A 13,442-nucleotide genomic window follows, 5' to 3' on the forward strand; every position below is an offset into this window, starting at 1 on the left:
GGTTATAAACTATTATAGAAAATGGAAAACCACATCCGTTCTCTACAAACAGCCAATCGCACAAATAAAGCGCTTACACCAAACATTTTTCATGTTATATTGGCTGAACTCTCTGGCAGTTGCTTGTTTCACCACTCAATTGAAAGCGCTAATAAACAAAAAGGAGATGGAACATATGGAATATGGTTTTTTATCGCTGTTACCTCCGATACTCGCAATTATTATTGCCATCATAACAAAGCAAACGATTATATCTTTATTTATCGGTGTCTGGCTTGGAGCAACCATCATCAATAGTTGGAATCCGCTTGTGGGTTTTACATATACCATTACAGACACCATGATTCCCTCTATCGCAGATCCATGGAATGCTAGCCTGTTACTGCTAGTTACAACGACAGGAGGATTTGTTAATATCCTTCGCACGACCGGAGCTGCGCAGGCGTTTGCCGAAGCTGCTACGAAAAAAATCAATACCAGAAGGAAGGCTCAAAATTTTGTTTGGGGAAGTTCTTTTCTCTTCTCTTATACAGAACCAGTCCTAATTCTTGGAGCAGTCACCCGGCCCATTACCGATAAAATAAAAATTTCGAGAGTAAAGCTGGCATACATACTCGATTCCATGGGAAGCCCGATGGCCGCCATGTCTCCCATCAGCAGTTACGGACCTTTTATTACAGGATTAATCGCCACACAATTAGCTGCACTAAGCTTGAGCGATAATCCATGGGGGATGTTCATACAGATGATTCCTTTTAATTTATATGGCGTTTTTGCGATGATTGGCGTGCTGTTCGTCATTAACTTAAATTTAGATATCGGCCCCATGTATCAAGCAGAGAAAAAAGCAATAACAACCGGGAAATTGTATGGAGATCATGATAAATTGATGATGGATGAAGACGAAGGAACAGAAAAGGGGAATAAAAGGAACGATGCAGATATATTCAGCTTTTTGATTCCGATGATACTGTTGCTGGGAACCATATTTTCAGTTATTTTCTGGACAGGCAATATTGGAGAAAATGGGTTTAGAGGCGCCTTTTTAAATGCAGATATTGTACTTGGTATCATTAGCGGATTTATTTGCGGTTCTGCTGGCGGCATTATCTATGCAAGACTGCGTTACGGCAAATCCTTAGTGAATTTATTTGAAGATTTCACCAATGGCCTTTTAAAATTAATGATTGTAACATTAATTCTTATTATGGCTTGGTCGATTGGTTCCATAGCCACTACGATGGGATTAGGAGAATATATCGCTCATATTACCGGCAGCTACCTGCCATCCTTTATCGTCCCGGCAATTATCTTTCTGGTTGGAGCTTTCATTGCTTTCGCTACCGGAAGTTCTTGGGGAGTATTCTCTATTATGATGCCAATTGCCCTGCCAATGGCTGCTGCGATAGACATCAGTTTGCCAATAGCTATTGGTGCGGTTATAAGCGGCGGACTAATGGGAGATCATTGCTCTCCCATATCAGATACAACTATCATGGCTTCAACAGGAGCTGCGGCAGACCATATTGAACATGTAAAAACCCAGTTACCATATGCTATTATTATTGGAATCTCAGCTGCAACCGGTTTTCTTTCTGCAGGATTAACACAAAATGCCATTGTAAGCATGGTTATTACGGCAGCAGTATTATTATCCATTCTATATTTCTTAAATCGGAAAGCGAAGAAAGAGAATTTGAAAGTTTCCTTAGAGAAGACCTCCTAAGGCATAAAATCATACGGTACAAGGAGTTGCTCACATGAAAGTCGATATTATCATTCACAATGGACACCTGATGACAATGGAAGGAAAAGGAGTCGGCTATATTGCGGACGGAGCAGTTGCCATAAAACATAATAAAATCGAAGCAGTCGGACAAACACAGGAAATTTTACGGGAATATACAGCTGAAAGACATATTGATGCTGCAAACAAGTTAATTATGCCAGGCTTTATTGATGCGCATATCCATACAGGCATTGCTATCTTTAGAGGAGTCGCACAGGATATGTCAAACTGGATGCAGAAGGGCCTGTGGCCATTCCAAAAACACCTCCGCCCTGACGAAAGTGCTATCGGTTCTATGGTGAATATTATCGAGGGGATAAAAGCAGGCACCACAACATTTTGTGACTATGACGGAAGAATGGACCTCATCGTAAACAACTATAAAAAAATCGGCGCCCGTGCCCGAGTCACTGAGCTGGTCAATGAAATCCCGGATAACATCGGCGACCTCCCAGTAGGAGAATTATATACATTTGAGTCGTCTATTGGGGAGACAAAATTAAATCGAAACCTTGAATTATATGAGAAACACCATGATACAGAAGACGGACGCATTACGGTTATTCTTGGCCCGCATGGTCCGGATATGATGAGCTTAGAGTTGTTGAAGGAAGTAAAAAATCACGCAGAGAAATTAGACACCAAGCTGCACATGCATGTAGCCCAGGGTGACCGGGAAATCAATCAGATGGAAAAACGTTATGGAAAAAGAAGTATTGAATTTCTGGATGAGCATGATTTCTTAAATGAGCGATTAATTGCGGTACATCTTACCGAGGCCACAGACGAAGAGACTGCATTTATAGCCAAAAGCGGTGCCAGTATGATTTACTGTGCTGGAAGTATTGGCATCATCGATGGAATGGTCCCGCCCGTACAGCATTTTCTAGATGCCGGAGGAACAGCTTGCTTAGGATCAGATCAAGCACCAGGAAACAACAGCAATAACATGTTCAACGAAATGAAATTTGCAGCCATATTGAACAAAGTAAAATATAAAAATCCGCAAGCCTTCCATGCCACACAAGCACTTCGGATGGCTACCATTGAAGCTGCTAAAGTCATGGGCATCGATCATGAAGTGGGAAGTCTGCGCAGCGGGAAAAAAGCAGATATCATCTTAGTAGATTTAACTGCTCCTGCCTTCTATCCTGTGCTAACCAAGCCCATTCGTAATATCGTTCCAAACCTGGTATATTCCGCAAGAGGAGACGAAGTAGATACAGCCATCATTGATGGGAAAGTAATTATGGAAAATAAACAAATCTTAACCATCCATGAAAAAGAGGAAATCTCGAAGGCGCAACAAACAGCAGAGAATATCGCCTCCCGCGCAGAAGAAGATATACTTAAAGCAGACAGCGACATCTTACAAATGGTCAGAGATGGATTATTATAGTGAAAATAGAAACCAATGAAAAAATCCGAACTTATCCGGGTTTTTCATTGGTTTCTTTTCCTATCATCATTAAAGAACGGGCAGCCGGCCTCAGATAATATCTAACGGCATCTTCCGCTTCGGCGCAGGAAATTCTTTTTCAATGAGCTGCAGCTCTTCTTCAGAAAGCTTTATCGATGCGGCATCTATATTTTCCTGAATATGCTTTTTATCACTGGATTGCGGGATAGCCAGTACATCATCGTGACGAATCGTCCATGCCAGCATCACCTGAAATACAGTTGCATCATGATGCTTTGCTATCTTTTGCAGGACTTTGTTCGATGTGATTTTATCGCCTCTCGTATCCCCTTGCGCAGTTGGGGAATAGGCAATGGTTGGCAATCCCTTTTCTCTCTGCATCGGCAGTAAACCATATTCAATCCCTCTGCTCGCTATATTATATAATACTTGATTCGCAGTACTGTTTTCCCCGCCAGCAGTCTGCCTCATTTCTTCAACGTCTTTTGTATCGAAATTGGAAACACCCCACGCACGAATGCGCCCGTCCTTTACATACTTTTCAAGCGATTCGATTGTTTCCTCCAGTGGTGTACTGCTTTTCCAATGCAATAAATATAAATCCAGATAATCTGTACCTAGCCGTTTCAATGAATTCTCCAGCGAGCGCTCCAAATCCGGCTCCTGTGCATGAAACGGATAGAACTTGGAAATCAGGTAAATATCCTCCCTCTTTACATCTTGAATCGCCTCGCCAATAAGGTTTTCTGAATTTCCTTCCCCGTACATTTCCGCCGTATCAATTACTTCAATGCCGCTTTCCATTCCGTATCTTAGGGCTTCTATTTCTTGCTTCCTTTTTTCTGGATAATCTCCCATATGCCAGGTTCCCATTCCAATTGGAAACAATTCTTTTTTTCCTAATTGAACCATTCAGCAGCACCTCTTTTCGCTTTCGTTTATTTTTAATATTCCCTTATGAAAATGCAAATAGACGACGAAGCATCTTGCTTCCGCCGAGAGTTATCAGACTTACAGTTTTTTATACTATTCCTTATTAAAAATATAACCATTCTATCTGTTAGATAATTAATTTGTGTTATAATAGTTGCATCAATAAGCTGGCTTCACATGAGGGTTATGGTAGCACTTGTCGTCCTGTCGGTAGTCTTTATTAGGAGACTTCCTAGGGAGGGAGGTGTTTGCCTATGGATCTAGAAAGCGTGTTAACGCTAATGATATCTTTTGGGATGTTAATAGCGTTCATCATGTCTGATAAAGACCATAAAAAATAATCCCTCATGCCTTGTCGTAGGAAAGTGAGGGATTATTTTTCCCGCTACCTAGCCCCTCTTGATGGGGTTCAGTCTATTGTGACCGTTTCATGTACCAGCATGGAACGGTCTTTTAATTATATGTCTTTCTACTGATAGTATACCCTATTTACATATTTAAAAACAAGTCATTTTCACATGAATAACCTTATTACTATGGAAGCGAAATAAATTCAGTTCTTCGGGTTAAAATGAATCTATCGCTCAAAGTTAGACGTGATTATCCTTATATTTATCTTCCAACACCCAACGCTTCCTTCGCCATCTGCTCATATTCCTCCACACCAGAAACAATCGCAAACTCCGCAATCGCTACAGCATACGCAGCATCCAGCTCTATGATATGCTCCTTCATTCTTGGCCAGTAAATACCTCCAGCTTCTTTATAGTGATGAAGAAGCTTCTCCAGCGCATCTTCTCCAAATGCTTTATATTGGAAGACAAAATCATTGGAAACATCTGTTACTTTCGCTTCTGTCCAGTCAATTAAACCAATAACCCTTGAATCGTTATCGATCATCATATGGCCGGCATGCATATCACCATGCATCAATCCTGTTTGCTTTGGCCATACTTCATCATTATTCAACCAGCCCTGCCAGCGATTCCAAAGGGCATCAGCCACGCCAAAATGTTTCTTTACCTTTTCCATTCGTTCTTTCATGGAGGCCTTTGCTTCCTCTGCCGTTTGGACAGGAATTCCAGCTTTTTCTGCGTCTTTTACAGGAACTGTGTGTAAAGATGCTAAAACCGCTCCCTGGCTCTGGTGAAAGGCTTCAGGTATGTTTTCAATATCCATTTCCCAGACATAGTTTTGAATTTCTGGATCAATCGTGCCTGCTGGAACCCCGCTCAATTTTTTATAGGCGATTACATCCTCTTCATAAATGGACCAGACAGGAATCTGAAAGGATACATGCTGATGAACGAGCGCTAACACTTTCCCTTCATCGACTGTTCTTCCCATCACATCATCGCGTCTCGGTATTCTTAAGACCCATTCCGCTCCATCTGAATCCTCTGCAAAAGCAGCGAGAAAATCCAATCCGGATTCATTAAAGCGGATAGAATCCTCTTTCAATTCTAACCCGTATTTGTAAGCTAATCCTGAAACAGTTTGTTTATCCAAATCTGCCACATCCTTCTTTTTTATTCTGTTTTATACATGCCAATCAATGAAGGACACTATTAAAACTAAAAAAGCAGGGACAGATAGACTCCGCCCCTACGCTTACTTTTAACCGTATAGGGTTCTCAAAAAAGATAGACCAATCCTTCATCTGGGCACATATCGTGTCTGAAGCGTCTGCATTAGCGATGCAAAGATTGGTTATCGATCAAAAGAATCCCTCCTCATTTTTAATTACATTCATCCTAGCATAACGAGGATTGATTCGCAACAACATCCCTGACGTATCGCTTTACGCCTACATGACAAAAGCGAGCTGCTCAACTTCATCTGACAGCCCGCTTTTCATCTAAATAATTTCATCAATCAAACCGTATTCTTTCGCCTCTTCTGCACTTAAGAAATAATCTCTTTCCGTATCCGTCTCCACCTTCTCCACAGGCTGGCCGGAATGCTCCGCAATAATATGATTCAATTTTTCCCGGAGCTTGATAATCCGCTTCGCTGAAATATCAATTTCGGTCGCTTGCCCGCGCGCTCCTCCAAGCGGCTGATGAAGCATGATTTCACTGTTTGGAAGTGCAAAACGTTTCCCTTTCGTTCCAGACAGCAATAGCAATGCTCCCATCGAAGCCGCTAAGCCTGTGCAGATCGTACGAACATCCGGTTTTATAAACTGCATCGTATCAAAAATGGCAAAGCCTGCAGAAGTAGAGCCTCCAGGACTGTTGATATACACAGAAATATCCTTTTCTGCATCCTCCGCAGCTAAAAATAACAGCTGTGCAACAATACTATTTGCCATCTGATCATTCACTTCATCACTAATCATAATAATCCGGTCCTTTAACAACCTGGAAAAAATATCATAAGCCCTCTCGCCACGGCCTGACTGTTCAATAACATATGGAACTGTATTCATATACATCCTCCCTGTAAACGCGTGGATTATGGCAATTTATGCTGCCAACGAGAGAACGCAAGAAGAAGGGCGATGTGTTTGATGACGCAATTTATGTGCCGGATAACCTGACATAAAGATTTCTGGAATCAGCTCCATTAATTTAGCCGGGTCATTTGCTTTGATAACGTAAACAACTACTTGAACAAAGCTTTCCGCGGTATTCTCATAAGGAATTTCATCGGATGAATCCAGCATTTCTTCCTCTTTCATGTTCTGTATCTGTTTTCTAGCCCTGTTCAACATCGCCTTTACTGCTGTATCAGACATACCACAGTTCTCAGCGATTTCATTGATTTGATACTGAAATACATCCTTCAACAAAAACACCATACATTGTTTCACTGTCATGAAAGAAAGCAGTTTTGTCACCAACGCCTCGATTTCCTCATAATGACTTTCTTGTTCTGATTCCTCTTTCACAACATGCTCTATTTCAGCTGTTTTCCTTCGCTTTGTATCAATCCAGGCATGATAAGCTATTTTCTTCAGTAACGTAACATTCCAGGAATTCGGGTTTCCATAGCTTATCAGTGCTTTCTTTAGACTTTCCTGCACTAATTCTTCTCCGTCCCACTTGTTTTGAGACAGGAAAAAGCAGTAATGGAAAAGCTGACGATACATCGTGTGAAAGGTCGTATCTTCTTCATTTCGATTTGTGCTAGGCCTAGCGCACATGCCACTCACTCCTTTTACGCTTCTCAATAATATAAACGATTTTCTACGGTAAAAAGATACGGGAGATTTTAATTTTTTCTTCTCTAATTCATCTTATTTTATATTTTTGTGATGAAATGTAAAACTTCATTCTATTTCCCATAAAAAACCTTTGACATTCTTATCATATTGATGTAAGTTACTAATACACGAACATTAAACAAAGAAAACAATTTAATATTCGTATTTTGATCATCTATATAAATTTGGAAATATGGTCCAAAAGTTTCTACCAAACTACCGTAAATGGTTTGACTATAGAAAATCACAAACGATCAATCGGATTAGATTTATCTTTTTCATCTAACAGGTATCCACTGCTGTTAAAATAATGTATGCTTTTCATTCATTTTTCAGCATATGGAGCGCACCTTTCTCAGGAAAACTGCTGAAGAGCGTTTACCAACCTGTTTACGTTGGTCTTTTTTTTGTTTTTCATATGCCAAACTGGAACGCTAGTAGAAGAAACTTCCTAGCGTTTTTTTATTTGTACCGGCATTGATTTGGCATTACATCTAAGGAGGAAAAACACACTATGGAAAAAGCACCCAAAAAAACAACCATCATTGGACATCTTAAGGAAAATTACCGGCTCTATGCGATTGCATTTGGCATTGTCCTTATCGCCGAACTTATCGGAACAATCCAATTTAATGTCGGTTCTGCATTAATCGTGCTTTACCCCATGTTATTCGCCATTATTATCAGTATCCTATTCGGAAAAGATGTACTCAAATTTCTTAAAAAGAAAGAAGCAAAAAAAGCATCGCAACTCGTCCTGGTGGCCATCTCCCCGTTCATGGCAAAGATTGGTGTCATGGCAGGGTCTAACCTGCCCGAGCTTGTGAATGTTGGCCCGGCACTCGTTTTTCAGGAATTTGGAACCATAGGAACGATGTTATTTGCTCTTCCTATTGCGCTGCTTCTTGGTCTTAAAAGAGAATCTATCGGCGCAACAAGCTCTACCAACCGCGATAAAGATTATGGACTGATTTGCAGTAAATATGGAGCAAACTCTCCAGAAGCCCGCGGCTCCCTTTCTATCTATATTATTGGATTTCTGATTGGTACAACCTATCTCGGTTTATTAGCAAGTATTGTTGCATCATTTGATTTCTTCCACCCGTTAGCCTTGGCAATGGCATGCGGTATCGGCAGCGGCGTAATGATGGCCGCAGCCTCCAGTACGCTGGCGACCATTTATCCAGCCTATGCGGATCAAATCATCATGCTGGCCGGCATGAGCGATATGTTATCAGCAATTACCGGAATTTACTTTACACTATTTATTTCATTGCCGCTTGTCAACAAAATGTATAGCTGGTTAGAGCCTAAAATCGGACGACGAAATAAAAATCACAGCCCTAAAACATCCACAGAAAGTAGGATTTCACAATGAATATGAGCATGAAAGACTGGACGATTTCCCTTTTATTCACATCTGTCCTTACAACGATTATTGCGAACTTTTTTCAAAATGATATTTCGATTTTAGAATCCATTCCTGGTGTATTAATTTTATCCAGCATTGCATTTATCGGTATATTTATCGCCAAGCTCGTTCCTTTAAAAATACCTGCCGTTGTGTATGTTGCTTTAACTGGTTTATTATTAGCCAGCCCGATTTCGCCGATTTCGGACCCGATTATTTACTATACCTCTTTAATTTCTTTTACAGCCCCAATTACTGTTGTGGGCACCCTGGCAGGAATTGGACTTGATTTCAAAGCGTTTATGAGCCAAAGCTGGAAAATGGTCATTATCGCCGTATTTGTATTCACCGGAACATTCCTGCTTCAAGCTGTCTTTGCTCAAGTATTTTTAACAGTTACAAACGCTTTTTAAGCTAAAAGAAAACTTAAAAATCTATTTACACTTATACTAACCATGTTGAGAAGGCTGTTCACACAGTCTTTTTCAACGTGTCCTAAAGGAGAAATAACAATGCATGCAGATATACTGATTAAAAACTGTTCTATGTTAACCCCAGATTTTGAAGTAATTCACGAGCAACATATCGTTATCAAGGATCAAAAGATTATTGCTATCGAAAAAGAACTTACACAAACCTATGATGCGAAAGAAACCATAGACGGAAAAGGTAAACTTGTCATGCCAGGTTTGATTGATGCACATACGCATACAAATCAACAGCTTCTGCGGGGCAGAATTTCAGATGAATATCCAATGATTTGGACACGTATCATGGTTCCATTTGAAAGTAACCTCCGGGAAGAAGATGTAGCAATCAGTGCAGAACTGAGCTGCTTAGAAATGCTGAAGGCTGGTACGACAGGCTTTGTTGATGCAGGCGGAAGCTATATGCATAAGGTGGCAGAAGCTGTGGAAGCCTCTGGATTACGCGGTGTGCTTACCTGCTCTACAATGGATACAGGCGCCGCCATTCCAGAATCGATGAAAACAACGATGGAACATAATATTCAAAGAAATACAAACCTGTTTGATGCTTATCATGGAAAAGCAGATGGGCGAATCCACGTGTGGTATTCTTTACGATCGCTTATTACCTGTACACCTGAATTAATTCAGAAGGTCTATGAAACAGCAAATGCAGCCGGAACAGGCATGCAGACACATATGAATGAATATCCAAATGAAATCAGCTATTGCTTAGAAAACTTTCAAATGCGTCCATATGAATATTTAGAATCATTAGGCGTGCTGGACGAAAATTTCTTAGGTGCGCACAGTATCCTCTTATCCGAGAATGAGATGGATCTCATTCAGAAATACGACAGTAAAGTAGCTCACAGCCCTATCAGTAATGCAGGAAAAGGATTTACCAAGTCTCCAAGCCTCATGCAAAAGGGCGTAAGTATTGGCTTAGGAACAGACGGCTCTGCCCATTCCGGATTAAGCTTATTCGATCAAATGAAGGTTTTCAAATCCCTCATGCGCGCTTTTTGGGGCGTTCCGATTTTTGATCCGGTTGTGATGCCATCTAAAAATATTCTGGAGATGGCGACACTTGGCGGTGCAAAAGCCATGCTGCAGGAGGAACAGTTTGGAAGTCTTGAAGTCGACAAAAAAGCGGATATGATTTTAATCAATACCGATCAGCCGCATATCGAACCGACCCACCAGCTGACAAATACATTAATTGAATCCGCGAACAGCAATGACGTTGCAGATGTGATTGTAAATGGGCGTATTTTAATGAAAAATAGAGAAGTATTGACTCTGGATGAAGAAAGAATAAAATATGAAAGTAAAAAAGCTATGGACGATCTCATCGTTCGTGCTAAAATTTAGATATTGTACCAAAGCATACGAGCGGTTTAACAGCGTCATGTTGAAGCGCTCTTCTCCTTGTTTGTATGAGGAGCTCCCTCCCGCATTCAGGAAGAAAAGTTATTAGAGAGTTGAGGTCACTTCTATGTTAACGTTTTTTATTGTATTTATAGCAAATTTAATTATCGGCGTATTAGTAGGCCTCTCCGGCGTTTCCGGTTTTCTGCTGCCAATTATTTATGTCGGTTTGTTAGGTCTTCCCGTATATGACTCCCTGGCGCTCAGCTTTCTGGCATTTCTCGTCGCAGGCGTTATCGGGGCCTATTCCTACTGGAAGCTGAAATATATGGATTTTAAATTAGCACTTTATTTGAGCATCGGCAGCCTCCCTGGGGCCTTCCTCGGTGTACAAATCAATGTGCTTATTTCCGAAACCCTGGCGAAGCTGCTGCTTTACTTGTTTGTTTTGTTCGCCGGCCTTTCGATTATACTTAAGAAAAACAAAGCTGCCTCTGCCAACGAAGCAGACGACAGCAAATCACTTATTTTACGGCAGCCCGTATGGGTTATACTGCTTGGGATTCTGACCGCAGCCATTTGCGCTTTAACAGGTGCAGGCGGTCCCATTTTAGTTGTACCATTGCTCGCAAGCCTTGGTGTAAATATCCGGACAGCAGTCGGCGTGGGATTGTTAAACTCTGTTATCATCGCCCTTCCGTCTATATTTGGCTATTTCACGTATGCAAGCATCGACGACATGCATTTATTTATACTCTTTAGCCTGATTGGCACAACGATTGGTATCTTAGCCGGGTCCCGCCTTACCAACAAGGTTCCTGTGGACCAATTGAAAATCTTTATCGCTGTGATTACCATTATTTCTTCTGTTTATATGCTTGGAAGTTTAGCATTTGGAGGCTAAAAAAGCGTACCTCGTGCAGGTCCGCTTTTTTATATTTCAAAATAAAATTATTCGGGTTGCTTGCAACACTAATAGGGCATTCCCTGTCTCTAAGGATGCATAATCTCGGGGATACCTTACCAGAGAAGCCATGCAAGGGAAGAAATTAAAGAGATGATGTTTGGGGTCTTTGATTGGGTAGAAGAAGAGACCTTTGGTGAGGAGGTCCCTTCTTCTATGTATTTAAAGACGGAGAGACATTTCTTCTTTTTACTACTTTTATTATCTCTTATCCCAATTTCATTCTTTTCAAACCATGCATCACGCTACTATTCTCTTTTCCAAAATAATCATGCACATCAAGATAGTATTGGTAAAGTTCATCATAAAGCTGCACGTTTTCTGGAATTGGCGTAAACACTTCTTCTTTTACTTTCGCCATTTTTTCAGCAGCTTCAAAAATGGTATCATAGCCGCCATTCTCCCCTCCGGCTGCAACACTTGCATACATAGCTGCTCCAAGCGCAGTAGTTTGACTGGAATCTGGTATTTTAATTTCTCTATTAATTACATCCGCATAGATTTGCATGAGCAATCTATTTCTTTGCGGCAATCCGCCACTTGCAAAAATTTCATTTACTTTAATACCGGCTTGGAGATACCCTTCAATAATTCTCTTTGTTCCAAAGGCCGTAGATTCCAATAAGGACCGGTATATTTCTTCTGGTTTGGTGGCTAGTGTCAAACCGACAATTATCCCAGATAAATGAGCATCGACCAAAACAGAACGGTTCCCATTCCACCAGTCCAAAGCTATCAGACCAGATTGCCCCGGTTTATAAATTGACGCTTTTTCCTCCAATAATGCATGTACATTCGTTTCCTGTTCCTTTGCCTCTTGTAAAATATAGCTTGGAACTGCATGGTCCACATACCATGCAAATGAATCTCCTACAGCCACCTGCCCTGTCTCATAACTAACGTAACCTGGAATAATCCCGTCTTCTACAATCCCGCATACACCTTCGATTTTCTCTTCTTTATCAGCAATCAACATATGACAAGTAGACGTCCCCATTGCCATCACAAACTGTCCAGGATGCACCGCACCAACTGCAGCTACGCCGGCATGCGCATCAATAATTCCTACGGCAATAGAAGTTCCTGGGAGGAGACCGATTTTCTCTGCCATTTCTTCTGTCAGTGCTCCTGCTTTTCCTCCAATGGATTGAATTTCCCCCCGCATTTTTGTTTCTAAAACACCTTCCAATCTAGCATCTAACATGCTAAAAAAAGATGCTTCCGGATAACCATTTTTCTTGCTCCAGAATCCTTTATAACCACAGGTATTACTGCTTCGTATTAGTTTTCCTGTTAATTTAGAAGTAATCCAATCGCATGCTTCCATAAATAAATCTGTTTTTTCATAGATTTCAGGAGCCTCTTTAACAATTTGCAATATTTTAGGAAACATCCATTCCGAAGAAATTTTTCCGCCATATAAGCTTAAGAAATCTTCATCTTGCTCTTTCGCAAGCTGTGTTATTTCATCTGCTTCTTTTTGCGCCGCATGATGCTTCCATAACTTCACCCAGCTATGCGGGTTACTTTCCCACTCCTGTTGAAAACATAACGGTTCCCCTGCTTGATCTAATGGTAAGATAGTAGATGATGTAAAATCTATTCCTACCCCAATAATATCTCTTTTTTCAATCTGCGCCTTTTCAATTACTTGCGGTATAGATTGATAGAGCACATCTAAATAATCTCCAGGATGCTGCAATGCCCAGTCCGGCGGAAGCATTTTCCCATTTGGCAGACTTTCATCTAAAACACCATGTTTATAATGCGTAACATGTGTGGCAATCTCTTCTCCGTTCTGTACATCCACTAAGAGAACTCTGCCTGATTCTGTCCCAAAATCAACACCGATGGTATATTTTCGTGACAAGCCTTTCCC

Annotated in this window: 11 protein-coding genes and 1 riboswitch; of the genes, 6 read left to right on the forward strand and 5 right to left on the reverse strand. The window is 40.9% G+C overall.

All coding sequences use genetic code 11. From position 1 onward, the window contains the following. Positions 1–175 precede the first annotated feature (175 nt). Positions 176–1,726, forward strand: a complete 1,551-nt coding sequence (locus MKY45_RS22035) for a Na+/H+ antiporter NhaC family protein (RefSeq protein ID WP_193064446.1) — start codon at positions 176–178, stop codon at positions 1,724–1,726. A gap of 34 nt (positions 1,727–1,760) precedes the next feature. After that, a complete protein-coding gene (locus MKY45_RS22040) occupies positions 1,761–3,188 on the forward strand; it encodes an amidohydrolase family protein (protein WP_341173405.1) in 1,428 nt (475 codons plus the stop codon). A gap of 90 nt (positions 3,189–3,278) precedes the next feature. On the opposite strand, the gene MKY45_RS22045 is transcribed toward MKY45_RS22040, so the two are convergent. From MKY45_RS22045 to MKY45_RS22060, 4 genes are all read right to left on the reverse strand, one after another. Then, a complete protein-coding gene (locus tag MKY45_RS22045) occupies positions 3,279–4,121 on the reverse strand; it encodes an aldo/keto reductase (RefSeq protein ID WP_193064444.1) in 843 nt (280 codons plus the stop codon). Positions 4,122–4,754: 633 nt separating this feature from the next. Next, on the reverse strand, positions 4,755–5,651 hold the full coding sequence (locus MKY45_RS22050) for a macrolide 2'-phosphotransferase (protein WP_445667632.1): 897 nt from the start codon (positions 5,649–5,651) through the stop codon (positions 4,755–4,757). Between the two features lie 349 nt (positions 5,652–6,000). Continuing rightward, positions 6,001–6,573 carry an ATP-dependent Clp endopeptidase proteolytic subunit ClpP gene (clpP, locus tag MKY45_RS22055; RefSeq protein WP_341173407.1) on the reverse strand — a complete coding sequence of 191 codons (573 nt, stop codon included), beginning with the start codon at positions 6,571–6,573 and terminating at the stop codon, positions 6,001–6,003. Between the two features lie 36 nt (positions 6,574–6,609). Then, complete coding sequence (locus MKY45_RS22060; protein ID WP_212929216.1) at positions 6,610–7,290, reverse strand: sigma factor-like helix-turn-helix DNA-binding protein; 681 nt, start codon at positions 7,288–7,290, stop codon at positions 6,610–6,612. Positions 7,291–7,505: 215 nt separating this feature from the next. Next, positions 7,506–7,607, forward strand: a riboswitch (purine riboswitch). A gap of 257 nt (positions 7,608–7,864) precedes the next feature. On the opposite strand from MKY45_RS22060, the gene MKY45_RS22065 reads away from it, so the two are divergent. The 4 genes from MKY45_RS22065 (at position 7,865) to MKY45_RS22080 (ending at position 11,503) form a co-directional block, all read left to right on the forward strand. Then, positions 7,865–8,728, forward strand: coding sequence for a DUF3100 domain-containing protein (locus MKY45_RS22065; protein WP_212929217.1), 864 nt, complete (start codon positions 7,865–7,867; stop codon positions 8,726–8,728). Then, positions 8,725–9,174, forward strand: coding sequence for a hypothetical protein (locus MKY45_RS22070; protein WP_212929218.1), 450 nt, complete (start codon positions 8,725–8,727; stop codon positions 9,172–9,174). The genes MKY45_RS22065 and MKY45_RS22070 overlap by 4 nt, the downstream gene beginning before the upstream one ends. Positions 9,175–9,273: 99 nt before the next feature. Beyond that, positions 9,274–10,602, forward strand: coding sequence for an amidohydrolase family protein (locus tag MKY45_RS22075; protein WP_341173408.1), 1,329 nt, complete (start codon positions 9,274–9,276; stop codon positions 10,600–10,602). 124 nt (positions 10,603–10,726) lie between these two features. Beyond that, positions 10,727–11,503, forward strand: a complete 777-nt coding sequence (locus tag MKY45_RS22080) for a sulfite exporter TauE/SafE family protein (RefSeq protein ID WP_212929220.1) — start codon at positions 10,727–10,729, stop codon at positions 11,501–11,503. Between the two features lie 268 nt (positions 11,504–11,771). Here the strand turns inward: MKY45_RS22080 and MKY45_RS22085 are convergent, their stop codons facing one another. Continuing rightward, positions 11,772–13,433, reverse strand: a complete 1,662-nt coding sequence (locus MKY45_RS22085; protein ID WP_341173409.1) for a ribulokinase — start codon at positions 13,431–13,433, stop codon at positions 11,772–11,774. Between the last annotated feature and the right edge of the window lie 9 nt (positions 13,434–13,442).

The sequence above is a fragment of the Oceanobacillus sp. FSL K6-0251 genome, assembly GCF_038004725.1.
In the GTDB taxonomy this organism is placed as follows: Bacteria; Bacillota; Bacilli; order Bacillales; family Amphibacillaceae; genus Oceanobacillus; species Oceanobacillus oncorhynchi.

Coding starts and splice junctions, on each gene's coding strand:
- MKY45_RS22035 (WP_193064446.1), top strand. CDS start 176: ATGGAATATGGTTTTTTATCGCTGTTACCTCCGATACTCGCAATTATT.
- MKY45_RS22040 (WP_341173405.1), top strand. CDS start 1,761: ATGAAAGTCGATATTATCATTCACAATGGACACCTGATGACAATGGAA.
- MKY45_RS22045 (WP_193064444.1), bottom strand. CDS start 4,121: ATGGTTCAATTAGGAAAAAAAGAATTGTTTCCAATTGGAATGGGAACC.
- clpP (WP_341173407.1), bottom strand. CDS start 6,573: ATGAATACAGTTCCATATGTTATTGAACAGTCAGGCCGTGGCGAGAGG.
- MKY45_RS22060 (WP_212929216.1), bottom strand. CDS start 7,290: ATGTGCGCTAGGCCTAGCACAAATCGAAATGAAGAAGATACGACCTTT.
- MKY45_RS22065 (WP_212929217.1), top strand. CDS start 7,865: ATGGAAAAAGCACCCAAAAAAACAACCATCATTGGACATCTTAAGGAA.
- MKY45_RS22070 (WP_212929218.1), top strand. CDS start 8,725: ATGAATATGAGCATGAAAGACTGGACGATTTCCCTTTTATTCACATCT.
- MKY45_RS22075 (WP_341173408.1), top strand. CDS start 9,274: ATGCATGCAGATATACTGATTAAAAACTGTTCTATGTTAACCCCAGAT.
- MKY45_RS22080 (WP_212929220.1), top strand. CDS start 10,727: ATGTTAACGTTTTTTATTGTATTTATAGCAAATTTAATTATCGGCGTA.